The sequence below is a fragment of the Aquirufa avitistagni genome, assembly GCF_042715545.1.
GTDB classification, from domain to species: Bacteria; Bacteroidota; Bacteroidia; order Cytophagales; family Spirosomataceae; genus Aquirufa; species Aquirufa avitistagni.
Window position 1 is genome coordinate 1,046,820 of the sequence record NZ_JBBKXZ010000001.1, and the last position, 22,739, is coordinate 1,069,558.

General features: G+C 42.0%; 18 protein-coding genes. 5 read left to right on the forward strand and 13 right to left on the reverse strand.

The features are described from left to right. Nucleotides 1-5: 5 nt before the first annotated feature. Nucleotides 6-773, forward strand: coding sequence for an acyl-ACP--UDP-N-acetylglucosamine O-acyltransferase (lpxA, locus tag U0R10_RS04560; RefSeq protein ID WP_377982764.1), 768 nt, complete (start codon nucleotides 6-8; stop codon nucleotides 771-773). A 7-nt stretch (nucleotides 774-780) separates the two neighbouring features. Continuing rightward, entirely contained in the window at nucleotides 781-1,401 is a 621-nt protein-coding gene (locus U0R10_RS04565; protein WP_377982765.1) for an ABC transporter ATP-binding protein, read from the forward strand. Here the strand turns inward: U0R10_RS04565 and U0R10_RS04570 are convergent. The 11 genes from U0R10_RS04570 to U0R10_RS04620 all read right to left on the reverse strand — a co-directional run bounded on the left by U0R10_RS04570 (nucleotide 1,398) and on the right by U0R10_RS04620 (nucleotide 16,276). Next, complete coding sequence (locus U0R10_RS04570; RefSeq protein ID WP_377982766.1) at nucleotides 1,398-2,093, reverse strand: ABC transporter permease; 696 nt, start codon at nucleotides 2,091-2,093, stop codon at nucleotides 1,398-1,400. The two genes, U0R10_RS04565 and U0R10_RS04570, sit on opposite strands and share 4 nt — an antisense overlap. A 3-nt stretch (nucleotides 2,094-2,096) precedes the next feature. After that, nucleotides 2,097-2,636 (reverse strand): DUF4199 domain-containing protein, encoded by a 540-nt coding sequence (locus U0R10_RS04575; protein ID WP_377982767.1) that lies wholly within the window; start codon nucleotides 2,634-2,636, stop codon nucleotides 2,097-2,099. Between the two features lie 5 nt (nucleotides 2,637-2,641). Further along, nucleotides 2,642-3,160, reverse strand: a complete 519-nt coding sequence (locus U0R10_RS04580; protein ID WP_377982768.1) for a hypothetical protein — start codon at nucleotides 3,158-3,160, stop codon at nucleotides 2,642-2,644. Nucleotide 3,161: 1 nt separating this feature from the next. After that, on the reverse strand, nucleotides 3,162-4,436 hold the full coding sequence (locus tag U0R10_RS04585) for a dihydroorotase (RefSeq protein WP_377982769.1): 1,275 nt from the start codon (nucleotides 4,434-4,436) through the stop codon (nucleotides 3,162-3,164). Nucleotides 4,437-4,483: 47 nt separating this feature from the next. After that, nucleotides 4,484-4,864 (reverse strand): glycine cleavage system protein GcvH, encoded by a 381-nt coding sequence (gene gcvH / locus U0R10_RS04590; RefSeq protein WP_377982770.1) that lies wholly within the window; start codon nucleotides 4,862-4,864, stop codon nucleotides 4,484-4,486. A 64-nt stretch (nucleotides 4,865-4,928) separates the two neighbouring features. Next, nucleotides 4,929-12,044, reverse strand: a complete 7,116-nt coding sequence (sov, locus tag U0R10_RS04595) for a T9SS outer membrane translocon Sov/SprA (protein ID WP_377982771.1) — start codon at nucleotides 12,042-12,044, stop codon at nucleotides 4,929-4,931. Nucleotides 12,045-12,062: 18 nt separating this feature from the next. Continuing rightward, a complete protein-coding gene (ruvA, locus tag U0R10_RS04600) occupies nucleotides 12,063-12,650 on the reverse strand; it encodes a Holliday junction branch migration protein RuvA (protein WP_377982772.1) in 588 nt (195 codons plus the stop codon). Nucleotide 12,651: 1 nt separating this feature from the next. Then, nucleotides 12,652-14,094: a lytic transglycosylase domain-containing protein gene (locus U0R10_RS04605; RefSeq protein WP_377982773.1), complete on the reverse strand. Its 1,443-nt coding sequence runs from the start codon at nucleotides 14,092-14,094 to the stop codon at nucleotides 12,652-12,654. Further along, nucleotides 14,091-15,500, reverse strand: a complete 1,410-nt coding sequence (gatA, locus tag U0R10_RS04610) for an Asp-tRNA(Asn)/Glu-tRNA(Gln) amidotransferase subunit GatA (RefSeq protein WP_377982774.1) — start codon at nucleotides 15,498-15,500, stop codon at nucleotides 14,091-14,093. Before gatA ends, U0R10_RS04605 begins: the two co-directional genes overlap by 4 nt. 82 nt (nucleotides 15,501-15,582) lie before the next feature. Next, on the reverse strand, nucleotides 15,583-15,789 hold the full coding sequence (locus U0R10_RS04615) for a Sec-independent protein translocase subunit TatA/TatB (protein WP_315575355.1): 207 nt from the start codon (nucleotides 15,787-15,789) through the stop codon (nucleotides 15,583-15,585). A 61-nt stretch (nucleotides 15,790-15,850) separates the two neighbouring features. Continuing rightward, nucleotides 15,851-16,276, reverse strand: a complete 426-nt coding sequence (locus U0R10_RS04620; protein ID WP_377982775.1) for a YkvA family protein — start codon at nucleotides 16,274-16,276, stop codon at nucleotides 15,851-15,853. 154 nt (nucleotides 16,277-16,430) lie between these two features. Here U0R10_RS04620 and mdh point away from each other — a divergent pair, with 154 nt between their 5' ends. Next, on the forward strand, nucleotides 16,431-17,366 hold the full coding sequence (mdh, locus tag U0R10_RS04625; RefSeq protein ID WP_377982776.1) for a malate dehydrogenase: 936 nt from the start codon (nucleotides 16,431-16,433) through the stop codon (nucleotides 17,364-17,366). A 54-nt stretch (nucleotides 17,367-17,420) separates the two neighbouring features. Here mdh and U0R10_RS04630 read toward each other — a convergent pair whose 3' ends face one another. Beyond that, nucleotides 17,421-18,665 (reverse strand): ABC transporter permease, encoded by a 1,245-nt coding sequence (locus tag U0R10_RS04630; protein WP_377982777.1) that lies wholly within the window; start codon nucleotides 18,663-18,665, stop codon nucleotides 17,421-17,423. Between the two features lie 139 nt (nucleotides 18,666-18,804). On the opposite strand from U0R10_RS04630, the gene U0R10_RS04635 reads away from it, so the two are divergent. Together U0R10_RS04635 and U0R10_RS04640 are read left to right on the forward strand one after the other, a co-directional pair. Further along, nucleotides 18,805-21,762 (forward strand): FAD-binding and (Fe-S)-binding domain-containing protein, encoded by a 2,958-nt coding sequence (locus U0R10_RS04635; RefSeq protein WP_377982778.1) that lies wholly within the window; start codon nucleotides 18,805-18,807, stop codon nucleotides 21,760-21,762. After that, entirely contained in the window at nucleotides 21,759-22,055 is a 297-nt protein-coding gene (locus tag U0R10_RS04640) for a DUF4286 family protein (RefSeq protein ID WP_377982779.1), read from the forward strand. The genes U0R10_RS04635 and U0R10_RS04640 overlap by 4 nt, the downstream gene beginning before the upstream one ends. On the opposite strand, the gene U0R10_RS04645 is transcribed toward U0R10_RS04640, so the two are convergent. Continuing rightward, nucleotides 22,052-22,729, reverse strand: a complete 678-nt coding sequence (locus tag U0R10_RS04645) for a uracil-DNA glycosylase (RefSeq protein ID WP_377982780.1) — start codon at nucleotides 22,727-22,729, stop codon at nucleotides 22,052-22,054. The two genes, U0R10_RS04640 and U0R10_RS04645, sit on opposite strands and share 4 nt — an antisense overlap. Between the last annotated feature and the right edge of the window lie 10 nt (nucleotides 22,730-22,739).

The window sequence follows — 22,739 nt, forward strand, 5'->3', positions numbered from 1 at the left end:
ATTATATGCAAACACTTTCTGTCATCCATCCAGAAGCTAAATTAGGAGCCAACGTAACCGTGGAACCTTTTTCAGTTATTCATGAAGATGTAGAAATAGGCGAAGGTACATGGATCGGTTCTCATGTAACCATCTATCCTGGCGCTCGGATCGGAAAAAATGTGCGTATTTTCCCTGGAGCCGTTATTTCAGCTGTGCCTCAAGATTTAAAGTTTGGTGGTGAAATTACAACAGCTGAAATTGGCGATAACACAACCATCCGTGAATGCGTGACGGTGAATCGCGGTACGGCCGACAAGCTTAAAACGGTGATAGGTCAAAACTGCTTAATCATGGCTTATGTCCATGTAGCCCACGATTGTTTGATCGGAAATCATTGCATTATCGCGAATTCAGTCCAATTAGCCGGCCACGTAACCATGGGTGATTTTGCTATTATCGGTGGTTCTTCCGCCGTACATCAATTCGCACATATCGGTCGGCACGTCATGATTTCAGGCGGCTCACTCGTTCGGAAAGATGTACCTCCATTTACAAAAGCAGGTCGTGAGCCACTTAGCTATGCCGGTATCAATTCCATAGGTTTACGCAGACGTGAATTTAATGATGAGCAGGTAGCTGAAATTCAAGAAACCTATCGCTTTATCTACCAAAAAGGCCTAAACAACCAAGATGCCATCGTGCAAATTGAGCAACATATTCCAGCCTCTGCGCATCGCGATGAAATTGTCAATTTTGTCCGTGATTCCGAGCGTGGCATCATGAAAGGTTAATTTGCCTATGAAGATCATTGCAACAGGTGTTGAGAAAAAATTCCGTAAAGAATGGATCTTCAAAAACGTACACGGCACATTTTCTGCTGGTCATGCCTACGCACTCGTTGGACCCAACGGCACCGGGAAAAGTACATTACTTAAAATATTAGCACAATTTTCATTACCGACACATGGTCAAGTCGAATTCGTACATGCAGATGGAACAGCCATTTCAATACACGAAGCCCATCAATACGTAGCCTATGCCGCGCCGTATGTAGACGTGATTGAAGAATTTACGCTCAGCGAGTTAATTGAATTTTTACAAAAGCTTGGATTCATTCCTGCCGACCTTACCCTACTCGGCTTCGAAAAATACATGGAATTGAGCCCTGGGAAGGCAAAATTGATTAAAAACTATTCCTCTGGCATGCGCCAAAAAATCAAATTAGCCTGCGCACTACTTTCCCCTCGACCTATCCTTTGCTTAGATGAACCTACGTCTAACCTAGATGAAAAAGCGAAGCAATGGTTTATCGCTAAACTAAATGAAAACAGAGCTAAACTAATATTCATTGCTTCGAATGAAGCCCTTGAAATAGCGTTATGCGAACATCAAATCGCGATTACCGATTATAAAAACTAACGGAACTTCAGCCGTAAGCGCAACTGAATCAGCGCGAAAACAATCAGATTAAACCCAATAAAGAAAGCAATACTGCCTAACTCCAGAACGCCCTTACTAATGACTTGGTAATGTTCAAAAAGGGAAATGGTTTCGAGTGAGGTGAGTTCTTGGGGGACTTGCCAACAAACAAAATTGAGAAATACGCCGAGTACAAAGGCAAGCGCTTGTTTTTCAACTAAAGCAGAGGCTAAACAGCTAAGCGATATAAACGAGTAACACAATAACAGGATACTGATATATCCACCCACAACTAAAGAAGCATCGTAATTTCCTACCGGATTGCCCAGTTGGCCGATCGAATACACAAACACAAACGTGGGCAACAACACCACTCCTACCACTAAAAACAAACCCAAAACCTTCCCAAGCGTAATCGACTCCATCGAAATGGGCAAAGTCCGCAGTAAATCAAACGTCTTTAATTCAAATTCCTCGGCAAATGACCGCATGGCTAAAGCCGGAATAAAGAATAAAAAAAACCAGGGATTTAAATCAAAGAATACGGTTAACTCCGCAAAGCCAAACTCCAAAATATTGCCCGTCAAATACCATACGTATAGACTCAATAGGACATAAAATGCCACCATCACGCCTAAGCCGATGAAGGAACTAAAAAATGCCTTGAACTCTTTTTGGATAATGGCCCACATACCTTACTCGTCAAAAACTGATTTCTCGCGCTTCAATACACCTGAAACAATCAAACCTAAAATAAACATGAAGACAATCGTTACCACAACAACCATCACAAATTGGACTCCTGGACCCATCATCATTTTGGTGATTTTTTCTGCATCCTGAATTTGACTTTCCGTTAAGCCTTGATCTTCTAGGCGCTCACGGGCTAAATCCAGTTGCTTTTGAACGACACCTTGATCGATGAATTGCAAATAAATGTAATTGAATCCACCAGCAATAACTCCCCAAATTGCACCTAGTAACGTAGAAGAACCTAATCCTTGGCCATAACTCATAAAGCCATCATTCTCTTCACGAACCTCGCGTAAGGCTAAGACCAAAATCGTCACATTGATAATTAACGTAAAGATCGTAGATACCCAGCCCAATGTTTCAGAGAAATCATCCTCTAAACCCGTGAACTTCGTAATCAGCGTAAATATGAAACTTAATAAACCTCCGATGGCCCCCCATTTTAACATAATTAAACTTGGTGACGTTGTTTGATTTTCCATGTTGATTATTGTTTAAAGTATAATGAGATCAATAAATTGGGTAAAAAGGCAAGAGCTAATTTTTGGCTTAAATCATCTTTAGCAATGCTGCCCGCATCTATTCCACGAATACCTTCTTGTAATTGAGCGAAATAAGCCGCTCCCTCCTGCTTCACAATGGCTTGTTGGTACTGAACAAGTTCTTGTAAACTACCTGCTACATATTCCTGTAACCAGGAAATGCCCATGGGGCTTTGGTAAAAGTAATACAACGAAATGGCTGAGAGCGCAGCTGTCATGAACACATATACATACTGAAAGCCAAAAAGCTGCAAGAAATGAACCGAACTACCGCGATTTTTACCCACAAATAAACGCGCAAGAAGAACTTGTCCAATTAATAAAAACACATAATTAGGAGCCTTCTTTCCGCCTAACGGAATGATTCCATTTGCCTGAAAAACGTAACTATATAGTAGTAATAAAAGCAACGTCATCAACGAAACTAGGGTTAGGCGCGGTAATTGAGCAATAAAATTTTTCATGCTAATTTTTTGTCAATGTCGCACCTTGCAAGACATACTGAATTTGATGGGCAAATTGATGACCTAAGAAACAGCTGTTTTTCGATTTACTCTTGATCATCGATTCTGCATACGCTGCTTGTATAGCTTCCACATAAACGAATCCTTTACAAACTGACCCAACGGTTAATTCCGGCAGTTGAACTCCCAGTAAGTGGGCAGGACGGACAGTAACATAATCAGCCGCTTGCTTCAATTTACGTGCATCCGCTGCTTGCATAAAGGCTACAAACAAGGTTTCTAAGCCAATGGTCCCAAAAGCGGCATGATCAAACTCAACCGCCTTTGATTCAAATTCGATCGGATGATGATCGGAAACTACCGCATCGATCACACCTGTTTTCAAACCTTCCCACAAAGCCTCCCGATCTGATTCCGCTCTAAATGGAGGGAAAACTTTAAAATGCGTATCAAAATCAGCGACAGCTTCTTCAGTGAAAACCAATTGATGAACCGCCACATCAGCCGTCACAGGTAATCCTTCCGCTTTTGCAGCCCGAATCAACTCCACCGATTCAGCTGAAGAAAGACAGGCAAAATGTAATCTAAATCCAGATGAGGTTTGGCCAAAAGCGTTCGCACGCACGTAGCGCAACAAATCTAAATCTCGTTTGATACTTAAGGTTTCCGCTAACACGGGAATCCCTTTCATTCCTTGCAGCGTCGACTGCAATCCTTCGTGTATTTGCCCATACAAGGATAATGATTCCGTATCTGGCCGAGAGACAATTGTGACAGGCAATGTTTGAAGATACTGTAAACATTTACCCATCAAATCCACATGCTGGAGTGATCCGGCTCCATGACCGAACCAGTTGGCACCGGCTTGGTGCAAGTCCAACAACTCAGCAAAATTCTCCCCTTTATTATCTACTGTTAAAGGTGCCATCGCCTGGAACCCTTTTTGGATGATAAACTGTATCGATTCTGCCGTTTGGGCTACCGGCTCGCCGGTTGGCAATAATAGCATATCCAAGACCCCACCTTGTAAAGCGGCGGCTTGCAAACTAGACCAATCCTCTCGGAATTCGCCACCAGGTAAGGTATGATGCACCCGCAAATCTACGACAGAGGGAGACCAAGAAGCGTTCGCTTCTTCAATCACGACATCAGCCTTGGCTTGAATACTTGGAGCGATTTCGATCCATTGGCCAGCTTCGGCTAATAGATCCACACGCTTCCCAAAGTATTCGGACCGGCTATCTTGAACGGTAACTTGCTTAATTAATATCCGCATGTTATTTCTATACTAAAAAAAAACCCTGAATATCAGGGTTTTAAAAATCAATGTGCTACAAATGCTTGATAGGTTGCTACGTCCATTAAGGAATCTAAGTCACCTAAGTCGCTTGGTTTAATTTTAATGATCCAGCCAGCGCCATATGGATCTGAGTTTACTAACTCAGGGCTGTTGTTTAGCGTTGTGTTAAATTCAACTACTTCACCTGCTACTGGAGAGAATAAGTCTGATACGGTTTTTACCGCTTCTACCGATCCGAAAACCGCGTCTTTAGCGACTGCCTTACCTACTGATTCCACTTCTACAAATACAATATCTCCCAATTCACCTTGCGCGAAATCCGTAATACCTACGATCGCAACATCTCCTTCTACTTTAATCCACTCGTGTTCTTGTGTGTACTTTAATTCTGATGGGAAATTCATATCTACTATTTTTTTGCTTGCAAAGGTCATTAAAATCACGCGTGATTGCAATAGTTTTTGCTAATTATTCACTCAAACTATATCGAACTTGGAAACCACCTGCCACCGTAGAACGGAAGAAAGCATTCGAAACCAATGGGTTATTCATCATTCGATCAAAATATGCCGTAACGGATAATTTATCACTCACCGCATAACTCAACTGTGGACGGAATTGGAAATTGATAAATCCTTGCGTCACAATGGTCTCGGCGTCCAATTTACGTTGTAAGGTCCGCGTATCGCGAATTGTCAAATTCATATTGAAGCGTAAATCATTCGGCAGACGTACCGCACGTCCATTAATCTTAAACGGTATCAACATATTCGCTCGCGTAAATCCTATGGAGAAGGTCAAATCTTTATTCGCTAACTCCGCCACTTGTGAATTAGCCAAATTCAATCCCACGTTACGATCCTGATTGTATTCCAAACGTAAGCTCACCCGACTTTTCGTAATGGCATTCACCCCAATCAATGGCGAGAATCGCTCCGTAAATGAAATCGTACTCATCACATATACCGGAATCAAATTCTTCGTCACGGGATCGAAACGCGAAGACAACGGATACAATAAACTGTTTAAGGTTAAGTTTCGGAAGTCATTCTCAAACTGCCCATATTCTAAGGAAGACACAAAATTACCCACACTATACGTGCTAGAGTACATGTGTGTTATCGTGAATGAACTGAATTTCTTCGTGATCCATGGTAATAAGTTCATCCCATTATAGTCAACCTTCCAGTTAGGAAGCGGCAAATTATAGAAAGGTGAAAACTTAACCTTCTCCGCCGGCACCCCAGAATAAGCAGCAAAAAACGCTGGAATCAACACATCCTGCGAATTCTTATTATATGCTCCCCCCTCTCCAAAGTTCGCTCGATTCAAACGTTCCAAGATCACTTGTCGGTTCGTCCGGAACGATTCAAATACCGCCTCAGAATTTTTAAAGGCTGTCACAAACGATAGGAAGGACATCGAATAATTACCCGATCGCAATGGACTTTCACTTTTAAACGGTCCACCTAAAACAGATGGCCTAAAGAATTCTTGGTAATTATCGCCTTTGGTATAATTGCCATCCAAGGTCACACGGAAATCTTTCGTTGGCTCCAGCTGCGTCGTATACGTAAAACGTTGATTACGCAATTGCGTAAACGGAATGTTTTGGTAGGTACTTTGTGAGAGCCAACCGTTTTCAGCGGCTTTAAATCGAATCCCATCACTTTGTCCACCACTGATAAAATCAAAACCAGGTGCCCCAAAATTACCGTTCATGCCAAATAGACCTGGGGGCTTCAAGAAACCAGGCAAGGTGGTGGACTCATTAATCGAATAATTAACTTGAATACCGCGTAAGGTCAACAATAAACGCGTCACAGACCGCAAGGCATTTTTAGGTGCAATGTAAATATCGTCCTCATCTCCAGGATTACGGGCTACATTTTTACTGTCGGACGAAGGCGTATTAGCCCAGCGTAACGCACGAATCCGATTGTATAAAGACACAAAATCTACTTTTCCTGAAATGCCCCGTTCGCGTGTATTTTTAATAATGTCTCCAAACGCAATGCCGTCATCATCGCTGATATTCAAGGAGTTAGCATAGTAATTATAGCCCACACGATGCGTATAATCCGCATTCATCCAGTCCGTTAATGGTAATTTTTGCAATGGCAATCGCCAAATCATTCCTGCTTGTTGGTCAAACTCCTTCGCCCGACCAAACGATTTGATATTCGAAACGACATAATCTTGATATCCTGGCTCAATTAGATCACCCAAAGGTTCATCAATAATCGCATTGACACGTGTATTGTAATTCAAAACCATACTCTTCGTCAAATTCCAGTTCACCGCGTACTGTCGGTTGAAAAACCAGTATTTTTCAAACAAAGGCGTCACACCCAGCGTAGAGAAATCTGAATTACGCAACTGTGTTTTAATGAAAGAGCGATCCATCTCCGCACGCACGGCAATGGACGACGGAATCAAATTGACATTAAAATCTTTCAATAGACTTAACCATTGCGAATTCCAATTGGTCTTCGCAAAGGGTTCCCAGAAAATCGAATTCGCCGCGTATGTGTACTGCACACTCCCCCGCTGGCTTAGTTGGCGATATGCATCAATCAACGTACTCGAACGAATCATTTCAGAATGCGCATACGAGAATGAGAAATTCGAGAAATCCCATAAGTACGCATGCTTAGCTAAAGAAGAGCGTACTTTCCGCACATTCGTAAAGTTGAAGCCCTGCCGCGTAGACCGATCTTCCACCATGCGCATATATTCGTCATTGACAGGCTTGGCCGATAAAAATACATCAGGATCAAGCGGATCAAATTGCGGTGAAATCGTCCGATTATCGTACGTGACAAAGAAAGGAATTCGGAAACCCCAATTCGCCGGTAACAACTTATCTAAGTTCAAATTAGCCGTGATGCCATACTCCAGCATGTTATCACGCGAACGCTCAGATATCTTCGATTGAACACCACCAAAACCATAATTCTTAAAGGCGCCATTAAAGGTTACTTGACCTAAATCGGCCAATTTAACAGCCATCTTACCCAACGCCGCGGAACCAGAAGTTTGATCAAAACCCGACGCACGCAATTCATTCACCCAAATACAGAAGGACTTATTTTGTGTATTCTCACTTGGATTACGCACCCCGATCATTAAGGTCATGCTTGCACTCTGATCAGGCCGACCCATCACCGTAATCTTATATTTCTTACCTGTGGAGCTTGTCATGATCAAACTGAAACGCTTGTCTAATGACTTTCCTAATCGGTCACGCTCAATTTTAACTTGCTTCAACAAGTCAAATTCTACATCAAATTCATTCTCTGCCGGCCATATTTCTACATCTAAACTTTGGCCCTTCTGCGTTTGAACTAATCCCGCATTCTCCACCTCATAGTAGTTGTCCGTCAAATCAGTCCCTATCCGCATAAATGCCGCCACATTCCCCACGTTGGCATCCTGACTCTGCATCGACACAAACATGCGCAAGCGCTTGTAGTTGATGAAATCAAACATCGTATTTTTAAACACCCCACGTGCATCACCCGGACGCAGGTTGTCGACACATAAACTCATCGACTGTTCATTCAAACGGGCATTGTTAATCGTGGTCACATCCTGATCACGAACAAATCCTGGCGGCACCACATACGGAACCGTGTTATTGCCTTTCGCTGCTGGGCCATTTTCCTCAATATTTACGCTCGTGACACGTAATTCGGTACCAGGAGTTTCCGGAATATCCTGCCCATTTCGTTGATCTAATTGGCCGATAAACTTCCGATAGGAATAGCCAGACAACTGTAATTGAGCAAATCGAAGGACCACCGGCTCCTCAAATTCCTTCATCATCATCCGGAAGAAACGAATCGATTTGAAACCCGTAATGCCATTGATGGCTTTATACTTATTCTTGTCCTTGATAGGAATACGGAATAAAAACCAGTCGACGCCGCCTTCATTGATTTTATCGACGATGAAGTTTTGGCCAACTTGCATACCTTTTTTCAAGTCAACTTCATATTCAAAATACGATTCCACTTCATTGATCGTATTGTCATTATTCAAATCCTCGCGATCAGGCATCATGCTATTCGCTTCGGTGATAATCGCGTTGGTTGGGTTATCCGTATTAGGCGAATTATTCTCTAAGCCCATATACTGTTTATAGCGCTGAATAACACTTGGCGTAGAATTAAAATCCTCACTCAAATAATGGACAAAATCATCACCAGCAGGATCTTTTTGAATGGCTGCCAATGCGGCACTATTGGTCACGCGGGTACGTGTCTGATTTAAATAATTAGCAAAATAAGTTGTTTCAGACAGGTTGCTCGCCTCGGTAGTCACGTTTGGCAAACCGTCTAAACCCACATCTTGCTGCGCTCTTCCCCCCTGATTATCAAAGGCATTGATAACAAACTGGCGTTTAGGCGCGATACCATAATTTGTTTTCTCCACGTTGCCACGCGTAGGATCCACAATCTTTTCCCCTGCAGGAATACCATTTTCGAAATTAGAATACCCATCGGGTACAAAATCTTCCGACACGTCACCTAGGTGGAATACCAATTTTCCCCCTTTCGTATTATTCTTATTGAAGATACCGTCACGTACTTTTCCCACTTCGCCCTCAACAAATGGATTCATTAACCAGAACTCAATTTGTTCCACATTCGCATTATCAAAATCAGTATCCGCCAAAATTGCACGTGTAATCGCACCAAAATTCGTTTTCGGATTGAGTAATAAACCCTCCGCAGATAGATTGGGATTGAAGTTATAAATACCACGCTCAGAGGGGAAATAAGCCACATCTAGCACGCCAATGGGTAAATTGGTAATGTTATTGGCAAAATCTTTATTCGGGAATAAACCCCTTGGCGTGACAACACGCTCATAGGCATAAGCATTAATTTCAGATGCATCCAGTCCCGGAACATCCAGCGCAAAACCGCCTTGACCATATAAACTAGCATCTACCGTATAAGCTGAAATCTTCGCACGCTTAAAATTGGACGCCAAATCACGCGGATTTGTACCAGCAGAAAAATCGGCAGGAACCGCAGCAGGCTTCCACATGGTTGGCTGACTACTCATGGAATAAACCACGCGAGCCGACTCAAAATCATCGATAAACGCATTTCCTTGTACACGTTCATTGACATTAGGAAGTAATTTGGCCGCTTCACCCTGAAAATCTATGACTGAAGTTTCCTTAGTCGAAATGAAAGGTAGCGCATCCAACATACGCGTAAGGCCATTTGATTTCTTCAGTAGAGATACGTCAAAACCAAGTAAGGTATTGTTGACAGGCTCATTCCCTATCGCCACCCGACGTAAAAAAGCGGGAGGAGTTTCACTCATCCGCTGAACCGTCGCACCTAAATGAATATCTTGACCTAAATTATAATCAAGTCTTGTTCCAAGTAAGGAACGCACCTGATTCGTAAACAAATCCGGTTTTTCATAGCAAACCTTTAATTCACGACCCGAATTAAAGACTCCCTCATTCATGATTTTTACTTTACCAGACTGCCCCTCGACAATAAAATCGGATCCAGGGCTTAGTAATTGGCCACCTGCAGAAACAGTGACCGACTTAGGCTCCACGCCAAAAGGTAAATTAATATCTCCACCTACGCCCGATTGAAATGATCCTTTCAAAAAGAATTTGTTCTTCGTGGCCAGTTGCTGTGCGTCTGTTTGCGTCTTTTTATATAGATCTGAAAAGTTGTATTTGTCCAACAAGCTAGGTTCCGATTTGAATTTCTCCGCTAAACTTGAACCAAATGGCTCTAATACCGGGAAAATAATTCGGCCATTTTTCGAGTCGATGGTGATGTCCTCCACATAATCGAAATTACCATCGGGCTGTGGATCGCCTGCAAAGTTTAACTTATCTAGGCCTAACAACTTCACATACGGCGTATCCTTAATTTGGGGACCACCCTCAATGACGTTTGAATTATCGATACCCGTGGCATCATCTTTGTAAACGATACGCAGCTGAAAATTCTGCTTGGACAAAGCCGTCGTATTCAACGTGTAAATGTTTTTCATCATCAAATCCCACATCGGATGCTCCAAGTGATTACGAACCGTAGATGATTTCAACATCTTTAAGATCAAAACCTCATTATCCTGACGCATTTGATAATCTTCCGTGAGCTCCCCTACTTTATAGCGACGGCCATTTAAGGTGTATTCGTATGCCACCGCAAGTACTTCATCATTACGCAATGGCGCCACTAATGAAATATATCCAAGTTGTGAATTGAATTTAAACTCACGTTCATTTAGGCGTTTGGCACCTTTCAACATATCAAAATCAGTACCACGCGTCATGGCGTACGAAGATTCTAATTCAAAAGATGCTTGGTCCGACCGACGAATTTGCGCGTCATTCGTTAATCTTTGAAACAAGGTATTTGCGCTGTTATCGACAAAACCATTTCCCGGATTTACCTGCACCCGTGGGTTATAGGGCTTAGGTTCTGCCAAATCGCTCAAAGCCACCAAATTCCGCAAGGTCTCTGTGCTCTGTGTCCGGTTCGTCACATATACTTCCACCCGCGTAATCGTCACGCCACTGGTGATAACGGGCATGTTACGTAAGGCACGTTCGTAATTATTTCTGAAGTAGGTCGACAAAAAGAAATGCCTATTTTCATCGTACTGATCCGCACGAATTTCAAAAGAGCGACCTTGCGTTCCTCCTTTCAACGTGATACAATCCTGCTTGGAACGCTGCTGTGCCGCCACAACTGTCACATCCAAATTCCCAAAACGCATCAATGTCTTTAAACCAAACAAGTTCTGAACACCCGGAATCAATTGAGAATTCAGTGTCCAGGATGTATTACCTGCCTCAATATTTTGTAAAATATCTTCCTCCTGCGTCTTCCAATTCAGCTTAAGTTGATTCTGGAAATTAAAACTCGCCTTCGTATCGAAGTTGGTATTCAAATTCAACTTATCCCCGATCTTCCCTTGAAAATTGATTTGCGCCTGCTCATTGAAAAACAAATTACCCACGTAACGCAACTGAACGGGGATAGATGGATTGTCAACAAACTGGCCCATGTAACCGATGTCCAACAATAAACTTCCGTTTGGCTTAAAGTAAATTTCCGATCCGCCGAAAATCCGATCAATCGAAGGGGGTAATTCTATTTTAGGGAAGAGTCCACGGCTTTGCATGGAATTATTACCATCGATGCCTTTGGAATAATCAGTCCAAAAACTACGATTCACCTGCGTATTTTGACGCTGGTAATAATTTTCAAGTGAAAATGTACGCGTTGGATTTACGTCGTAGGTACCAACCTGGTCCTTTTGAACAATTTGACCATTCGTGATTTGAGTGGATGTTTTTGCTCCTTTAACGGAATAAATAGAAAATGGAGATTGCTTCTTTGAGGTACTCACACCTGAAAATGGTGCCTTTTTGAGCTGGTAACGTGGTTTTCGGCCACTTTTTTGTAAAATCTTACTCGAATCTATCGCTAGTTCTTGTGCGACTAGTTGGCCAGAAAAACATAGACCCATCACCACCAGAATCTGCTGGGCTTTTGAAATCCAATGTTGTCTATGACTAATTTGCACGAATCTATTTAAATACGATTAACGTAATGCAAGCTTAATTAATTGCTCTATGGTTGCATCTGGATTTGCTTTTAATAGCTGATCCAAACTTTTTTCTGCTGCCACGCGCGGTAATCCCAAAGTGACCAATGCAGCTAAAGCCTCATGTTTCACTCCAAAACTCTTATCATGCGAAGCCGCACCAGCTTCAACAAACAAGGTATCCTTCTTGCATTTATCCTTTAATTCCAGAATAACCCGTTGGGCCGTCTTTGAACCAATCCCCTTAATCGATTGAATCAATCCGATATTTTCATTCATAATGGCCGAACGAATTTCTCCTGAAGAAAATGACGACAGCATCACTAAAGCCGTACTCAAACCAATACCCGAAACACTGATCAAGTCCAAAAACAGGTATTTCTCATCCATGGTATGAAAACCTACCAACGTATGTGAATCCTCCTTGATTTGAAGGTGAGTGAACAATTGACACAATTCAATGCCATCTGCTAGGGCATCATATGTTTGCAATGAGATTTTGACTTCATAACCCACACCTTGCACATCGATGATAACATGCGTCCGGTCTTTGTGCGCCAGTTTACCTTTTAAATAAGCGATCATATTAGGAAATTCGTAAGCGCATTCCCGGGCGCAAAATAGCCTTCGAACGCAAATGGTTTAACTTTTTTAATTTCTCCACGGTCAACCCGTTGTGCTTTTCAGCAATATCAGACAAGGTATCTCCTGACCGAACTTTGTAATAGCGTGTGTATCTTTTTGTTGGTAATTTCTTAGTCGTAACTTCAGCCACATTCGCCTGCTTAGTTGAATCAATCAATGCCAAATTCACTTTTTCACGAACACGAGCATAATAAACTAAGCGTTTCCCCTTCTTTAAACGATTAGAACGAAGTCTATTAATTCGTTTTAGTTCAGACGCAGATACACCCACGATGCGCGCAATGTCAAACACATCTTGCCCACGCTTTACCTTGATGGTCTTTTTTACTAAACGATCGACAAACTGAAAAGCCAGACTATCCGAACGACTCATAAAACTAGCTGAGTCTAAAATGGCCGACCGGTTGGCTTGGAAAAAGGCGTACTTATTTTTAGGAATACGAATGACAATTTTCTTCACATCCGCGGGTAATACAGCCCCTAATACATGTGGATTGAGTACACGAAATGTATCATTTGAGATGGTAGCGAGACGATTCATCAGCGCCAAATTCAAATAACCTTTTACATGAACCGTGTCGGATGGAATGACTTGATGGTATTTTTCGGCATGAATTGCGTGATCGCTGTTGAAGTTCATCATGTAGGTCATGGCAATAAATTGCGGAACATACGCACGGGTTTGCTTAGGCAAACAGGCATAAATTCCCCAAAAATCACTCTTCCCACACTTACGAATAGCTCGTTTAACATTACCAGGACCCGTATTATAGGCCGCTAAGGCTAAATGCCAATCGCCAAAAATCCGGTACAATTGACCCAAGTACTTACATGCTGCCTCGGTCGCCCTTTCTACATCAAAGCGTTCATCCACAAATGAATCAACACGCATGCCAAAATCACCGCGGGCGGTATACGGCATGAATTGCCATAATCCACCAGCTCCCTTATTTGACAAAGCCTTGGGTTCTAAACCTGATTCAATCAATGACAAGTATTTTAGCTCATCAGGCAGATTATACTGTTTGAGGTATTTCTCATACACAGGAAAATACGTATCCCGCTTTTCGAGCATCCGTTGGGTAAACTCCGCCTTCTTAAACGCAAAATATTCAACAAACTGATGCGTTTGAAGATTGTAATTCAAAGGGATTCGTTGTTGCAAACCGGCCAAACGCTTTTGAACCAGTTGCGGATCAATCATAAATCCAGTTGGCAGACCTTGTTCTACATTGGCCAATGAGTCCACAAAATTTAATTCATCCTCTGGAAAATACGATTTACCTGCTGGTCCTTCGGGAAGATTTGGTGTAGAGGCGGTTATCTGCGCCGACAAACGTAGCGAGCAAAGGCAAAACAATAAGATAAATCCTAGCTGCTTCATACGTTTTGCATAGTTTTGGCCAAATTCAATAAACCAGCTTCGTCAAATGGACGTCCCATTACTTGAAAGCCCATCGGTAAGTGATTCGAGTCCTCACCCATCGGGATAGATAAAGCAGGTAAACCTGTCACGTTCGCTTGAACAGTAAACAAATCACCCAAATACATTTGCAAAGGATCCAATGTTTTTTCACCAATACGGTATGCCGTAGATGAGGTCGTTGGCGAAATAATATAATCCGCATCCGCTAAGATTGCCATGGTACGTTCTTGGATCAGTCGGCGTACCTGTTGCGCCTTCGTGTAATACGCATCATAATAATCCGCACTCAATACAAACGTACCCAACATAATACGTCGTTTAACCTCTTCGCCAAAACCTTCCTCACGTGTCTTTTTATACAAGTCCATTAGGTCTTTGGGATTTTCAGTACGGTGACCAAATTTCACACCGTCGAATCGAGCTAGATTGGAGCTGGCTTCAGCGGTTGTCAACACATAATACGTGGGCAACATCTGATCTATATACGGGAAATCAACGCTAACTACCTCAATACCAGATGCTATCAAGTGCTCCACACGTGCAAAGAACGCATCACGTATGTCGGCCTGCAGACTTGGATGCTCCACAATTTCTTTAATGTAAGCCACACGCTTTTTTGGCTGGTAAGCGACTGAAGGCGCTTCTGTCAACGTACTATCGTAGCCATCTTGCCCTTCAATACAATTTAAAACCAGCGCTAAATCTTCCACATGGTGAGCCATGGGTCCAATGGAATCAAAGGAGGAAGCATAAGCAATAAGTCCCCAGCGAGACACGCGGCCGTAGGTAGGCTTCAAGCCCATAATCCCACAAAAAGCGGCGGGCATCCGAATGGAACCGCCGGTATCGGTACCTAATGAAACCTGGCACATGCCCGCTTGCACGGCTACGGCTGAACCACCTGAACTTCCACCAGCGACATGCTCGGTATTTGCAAAATTTAACGTAGACCCGAAAGAAGAGTTTTCATTCGTGGATCCCATCCCAAACTCGTCACAGTTTTGGCGGCCAATGATAATCGCATCTGCATCCAAAAGACGCTGTACGGCGGTGGCTGAAAAAGTAGATTTAAACCCGTTTAGAATTTGACTTCCTGCTTGTGAACCATGAGATTCGTAACAAAGCAAATCTTTGATACCTACAACTAAGCCGGCTAAAGGACCTGCTTGTCCGGAGGCGATTTTCTGATCGATTGCCTGAGCACGCGCTAAAGCCTCTTCTCGGTAAACAGCTAAAAAGGCGTTCAATTGCTCATTATGCGCATCTATTTGCGCTAAATGATATTGAACTAAGCCCACGCACGATTGCTCGCCTGCATGTAACTGCCTACGTATTTCCGAATAAGGGAGGGGCAATTGATTCATTAAAAAAGGGGATTCATTAAAACACAAAAGCATAGTTGGCGTAAACACCAACTATGCATTTTTCAAACTAAAATTCGAAAGATTACTTTTTCGTTTCGTCTAGTTCTTTATTGATTTGATCTTTTACTTCGTTCTTAGCATCTTGGAATTCGCGAATACCTTTTCCAAGTCCACGCATTAATTCAGGTAATTTTTTACCTCCAAAAAACAAAAGAATGGCTAAACCGATTAGCAATAATTCACCACCACCTAAACCATTCAAAAACAATAATATACTTGAGATGTTCATTTTGTCAATTTTTTAATTTTGTAAATATATTCAATAGTCATTAAAAATCCTTAATTAAGGCTCAAACATTCGCATGTTTTTCAAATTCATCTAACTCATGTTTAATCGATTTTCCTACCCATAAAACAAGCGCTAAATCGTCTGTAAATCCGATTAACGGAAGTACGTCAGGAATAAAATCAAAGGGAGAAACAAAGTAGAATAAAACAGCTACTATTTTGACTAACGTAACGGCAGGCAATTTCTTGTATCTACCCTGCACATAAGCTTTAATCATTTCGCTGAACAACAACACATAGTGATTTAATAATCGAACGACGGTCAAATTACTTTGAGCCGCTAATTCACTGACTTTCTTCAGGGAGTGTTGAACAATACGTAACAAACCCATTTTATCATTTGCCATGACAGATTCGGCTTTGACCATTGCCTTTTCAAAAAAGGGAGATGAGACAATACGGTCGATTAAATTGGCTTGTTTTGACATAATCTTTATTTAATCCTTAAATATACTAAAATCAACTAAAAAATGACGCGGCTCTATCCTTAATTCGATTCATTTTAAAAATTGATTCGATAATTGGCGATTATGTCTTATTTTTGCGCTGTTTTTGAATCAATCTTTCCTAAATATAAACATAATGAAAATCACCGTAGTAGGAGCTGGTGCCGTAGGGGCAACTTGCGCTGACAACATCGCTAGAAAAGAATTAGCAGATGAATTAGTATTATTAGACATCAAAGAAGGTATTGCGGAAGGCAAAACCCTTGACATGTTTCAAACTGCTTCGTTATTCGGTTTCGATACCAAGCTAGTAGGTTCAACCAATGATTATTCAAAAACAGCTAATTCCGATGTAGTTGTGATTACTTCAGGTTTACCACGTAAGCCAGGCATGACGCGCGAAGAGTTAATTGGCGTGAATGCAGGGATTGTAAAAAGTGTGGTTGAAAACATTTTGAAATTCTCTAAAAACCCAATCATTGTGATCATTTCGAATCCAATGGATACGATGACCTATTTGGCGAAATCAGTAGCTGGATTGGATAAACACCGCATTATCGGTATGGGTGGAACATTAGACTCAGCTCGTTTCAAATGCTATTTAGCGAAAGCGATGGACGTTTCCATCAATGATATCCACGGAACGGTAATCGGCGGACACGGAGATACAACGATGATTCCAATGAAGCGTTTAGCTACTTACAATGGTGTTCCAGTTAGCCAATTCTTAGATGCAGAAACGTTAGATAAAGTAGCTGCTGACACGATGGTGGGTGGTGCAACACTAACAGGTTTATTAGGAACTTCGGCTTGGTATGCACCTGGTGCTGCTGGTGCTGCTTTAGTTGAAGCAATCGTGCGTGATGAGAAAAAAATCATGGCATGCTGCGTATCCCTAGAAGGCGAATATGGCCAATCAGACATTTGCTTAGGCGTACCTGTCGTACTAGGTAAAAACGGATGGGAGAAAATCGTTGATTATAAATTAACTGAAGAAGAGCAAGCTGCTTTCAACAAGTCGGCTGAAGCTGTTCGTAATATGAATTCAGTATTAGCGACTTTGTCTATCTAATCTAGGATTAATTGAAGTAAAAAGGCCATTTGTCAACTGACAGATGGCCTTTTTCTATTTAGAGCGGATGGCAATAACGGGGTCCATCTTAGCAGCTACCCAAGCTGGAATGATACCTGATAAAATCCCGATAAAACTAGAGATCAATAATCCCGTGAAGATATTTCCTGCAGTTAATGTAAGTGGCAAAGCATCTTGTGGAATGTAGGTGATGCCTACGACCAACCCAATACCCACTAAGCCCCCTATCAAACTTAAAAATACCGCCTCAAACAAAAATTGAAATAAGATAAAGTAGTTCTTCGCACCTAAGGATTTCTGAATACCAATGATATTGGTACGCTCTTTAACGGATACAAACATGATATTGGCAATTCCAAAACCACCTACCAACAATGAAAATCCAGCTATCAATGCACCAGCAATATTCAAGGCCGCAAAGATTCCGTCAAAGAATTGATTTAAACCATCTAAACGGTTGACCGTAAAACTATCTTCTTGCTTTGGTTTAATAGAACGCAAACTGCGCATCATTCCGGTAACCTCCCCTTCCAATTCTACTTGGCCAATATCCGAATCAAACGCCTTAATCGCGATATCCGGAGCGGGCTTATCTTTTTGAAAAATTGCAGAGAACGTCGTATACGGAATAATTACCTTTTCATCTGGTGTTCCCCCAAAACTCAACATGTCATTTCCTTTTTTCTCAATAACTCCGATCACCGAAAATTTAATGCCATTAATTTTAATGATTTCACCTACGGCAGATTTCCCATCAATCAGCGCTTCAGCGACTTTAGCTCCGATAATGCAAACATAGATTCCATTATCAGATTCAATCGGGAGAAAATAACGGCCATCGGCAATGGGCGTACTCGTAATTTGATTATACTCATAACTCGCACCAGTCAAATTCGCATCAATACTATTGCTTCCTCGAGAAATAGAGGCATTCCGACCGCCATCAATCACGGCTACCGCTTGAGCTGTTTTTAGGTTTTCTTTCAAATACCGATATTCGGTATACTTCATTTCAGGACGATTCAGGTACTTCCACCACGGATAATTATTGGCCATGACCCAAGGCCATTTGCCTACATACATAACACCTGAACCTGCAAATGAATCGATTTCGTTACGAATTTTACCTTTCAACGAATCTACTGCCGTAAACACAGCGACGATAGCGAAAATACCTACGCTCACGCCTAGTAGCGATAAGGTGGTACGTAATAAATTTGAGCGCAATGCTTGATAAGCAAATACTAAACTCTCAAAAACTTGACGAAGAAAGATCATATAAAAAAATAGATGTCGAATTTACTAGTTAAATGTCAAAGTTCTAGATGCGAAAGGATGAATAGAAAATATAAACTTTTGAATGGTCATATGGCATTAAGATTGGATTTCGTAAATTTAAAATTCAATTGCGTAAATCATGCCTTGGAGTAAACACGAAGCCGAAAATCTAGCCATTCATTTTGAAGGAGAATTGTTTTTCAAAAACAACCTTCAATCTGATCTAACTAGAAAGATTTATGCCACTGACGCATCTGTTTACGAGGTTCAGCCCTTAGCTGTCGCCAAACCCGCCAGTGCTAAAGACATCAAGCGACTCATTCAATTCGCTGAAAAACACAGAACAAGTATCATTCCGCGTGGCGCAGGTACTTCCTTAGCCGGCCAAGTAGTAGGCGAAGGAATCGTGATGGAAGTGGGAGCCCCGCTATCCAAAATTGTCCAATTAAATAAGAAAGAAAAATCTGCCTGGATCGAACCCGGAATCATTCGCGATGATCTGAATAAGCAAATGGAGCCTTCCGGATTATTTTTCGGACCAGAAACTTCCACGGCAAATCGCGCTTTATTAGGTGGAATGCTGGGTAATAACTCCTGCGGTTTACATTCCATCGTTTGGGGCAATGTGCGTGATCATTTGTTGGAAACACGTGCTATTCTCGCCGACGGGTCTGAAATGCACACCCATCCGCTGACTAATGAAGAGTTTTATAAAAAAACAGCCCTTACAAATCTAGAAGGTAAAATTTACCGCGAGATTCATCGGATGCTGAATAATCCAGAAGTCCAAGAACTCATCAGAGCGAAATTCCCGAACCCAGCCATTACCCGCAGAAATACCGGATATGCATTGGATGCACTGATTGACATGCAGCCTTTTAATCCGGCTGGCCAACCATTCAACTTATCCGCTTTGTTAGCCGGTTCGGAGGGAACATTGGCCGTGGTGCATAGTATGAAAATCAACTTACTCGATCAACCGAGTAAGGAAGTTGGCCTTATCTGCATTCATTGTCACACCCTGCAAGAATCGCTGCAAGCGAATATTGTAGCCCTTTCGTGCAAGCCAACTGCCTCAGAATTGGTGGATAGCTTTATACTTTCCTTTACGGAAAACCATCCCAATTTTATCGAAGACCGGACCTTTATTGAAGGTAAACCAGAAGCCATTTTGATGGTGGAATTCCGTGCCGAAACTGCTGAATTAGTGCAAGAAAAAGTAGCTAACTGCATTCAAAAATTACAAGACGCTTCACTAGGTTATGCGTACCCAACGCTATATAATGAAGCAATCACCAAAGGCTGGGATATCCGAAAAGCGGGCCTTGGGTTAATTCGCAATTTGCCAGGGAAAAAACAACCCGTTAATCTCATAGAAGATTGTGCGGTGGCACCAATAGACTTACCGGCTTATGTGGCTGACATTCAAGCTTTATTAGCCAAAAACAATATTCAAGCTGCCTATTATGCTCACGCAGGTGCTGGAGAATTGCATATTGAACCCTTTTTAGATATCCATACGCCAGAAGGTAAATCCTTATTTAGGTCGCTTTTAACTGAAACTGTTGAGATTCTGAAAAAGTACCAAGGATCGTTGAGCGGGGAACATGGAGACGGAAGGCTGCGCGGCGAATTTATTCCTGCCTTAATGGGCAAAGAAGTATATGCCTTGTTTCAAGAAATCAAGCACGTTTTTGACCCACACAACCTCTTAAATCCAGGTAAAATTGTCAATACACCTCCGATGGACGAAGCATTTCGGCCACGTGTAAACGAGACAAATACTTCTCATTTCTTTCATTATGGCGAATTAGCTGGTCCTTTAGCGTTAGCCGAAAAATGTTCTGGTTCAGGCGATTGCAAGAAATCTGCATTGAGCGGCGGAACCATGTGTCCGAGCTTCATGGCGACTCATGATGAAAAAGATAGTACCCGCGCACGCGCAAACATGCTGCGTCAATTAATCACCTCAGAAGGTGATCAAGCCTATAATAATCCTGAATTACTCGAGGTCTTAGACTTATGCCTCTCATGTAAAGGTTGCCAAACTGAATGTCCTTCAGGCGTCGACATGAGTAAACTGAAAGCGGAAACACTGCAGCAGCATTACCTCCAAAAAGGGACTCCTTTGCGCACCCAATTAATTGGCCATTTTCCGAAGCTCCAGGCACTTGCCAGTTATGTAGCACCGCTATACAATATGCTAGTCGCATTTCCTGGAACGAGTATAATCATCAAAACACTGATGGGTTTCTCTTGGAATCGCAGTATACCTGAAGTCCATTTTACCTCACTTGAAAGTTGGTTTAAACGCTACAGTAAACGCGTCAATCAAAACGAATTAAATCACGGACAGGTGTATCTGTTTGCGGATGAATTCACCAACTATAACGATGTGGAGCTGGGCAAAAAAACGATCCTACTCTTAAATGAACTAGGATATGGCGTTGAAATTCCTAGTCAAATCATCAGTGGACGTAGTTATATTTCGAAAGGCTTGTTGGCCATCGCCCAAAAGCTTGCCAACTCAAACGTCCAGAAACTCGCACCCATCGTATCCGAAGAAAAACCATTAATCGGAATAGAACCAAGTGCTTTATTGAGTTTCCGAGATGAGATTCCAACTTTGGTGTCCGCCGATTTACGGGAACAAGCCAATTCACTAAAGAAAAATTGCCTACTAATCGATGAATTTTTAGCACAAGAAATCAAGGCAAAACGAATTGCGAAAGATGCATTCACTGCCATAAATCAGAAAATTGTCTTGCATGGTCACTGCCATCAAAAATCGATTGCTGGAATAAGTAGCACCCGACAAGTCTTAAGTTTTCCCGAAAATTACGAGGTAGAATTATTGCCTACTGGATGCTGTGGCATGGCTGGATCATTTGGCTATGAAAAAAAGCATTACGAATTATCCCAGCAAATCGCCAAATTGGTATTATTCCCTCGCCTACTCAGCACTAAAAACAGTACCATTATCGCTAGTAATGGCACTTCATGCCGGCATCAGATAAAAGATGGCATCGATAAAGAAGGCTTTCACCTAGCCGAAATTATGTACAATGCCTTAGCCCAAAAAACAATCAAGCCATGATCCAATTTAACATATCCATCTTTGTAGAAAATGCCATTGAAGCTCAGGCGGTAAAAGCGTTAACACAGCATATCATTCCTGAATTAAATGCTTGGGATTTTATCGAACAAGCACATGCTTTCGAGATAAGTTCACATCAAGAGCCCGACTCCAAAGGATTTTCCATCCAATGTTTAATTCCAGTAACGGAAGAGCGGCGCAAAGAGGCCATCGAAACACTTATTTCAGAGTTCTTTTTACAAGAATTCCCGAATCAATTCGTGTATTTCCCGAGCCAATTAAAGCGTATTTAAGTCCATTGAATAGGACTATTAGCTAAGAAATCGTTTGCTTTAGAAAAGGGTTTAGAACCAAACCAACCGCCTCGATTGGCCGAAAGTGGAGAGGGATGAGCCGAGCGAATGACGAGGTGTTTTGATTCATCTATGTGCTTGCCAACTTGCTGAGCATAATTTCCCCACAACATAAATACCATCGGTTTTTCGCGCGCATTCAACGAACCAATGATGGTTGACGTAAACTTTTGCCAACCTAGCTTCGCATGCGATCCTGGCTCATTTGCGCGTACAGTCAGGACGGAATTCAACAATAAAACACCTTGACTAGCCCAATCGGACAAATCCGTGTGTGTCCGTTGCACACCTACATCGGTAGCTAATTCTTTAAATATATTTCTCAACGAGGGAGGCATGTTGACTCCGTTGGGAACAGAAAAACTAAACCCTTGCGCCTCTCCTACTCCATGGTATGGATCTTGACCTAAAATAACGACTTTGACATCTTCAAAAGCGGTTAAATTCAAGGCATTGAATACATCTGAAACGGATGGAAATACGTGTTTGCTCACGTATTCATTTGCTAACTCCCGCTCCAAATGATCCATCCATTCTTGCTCGAAACAAGAATTCAAGATATTTTTCCAGTCATTTTGTATTAAATCCCGTAAATTTAAGTTGGCACTAGCCATAAAATATTCC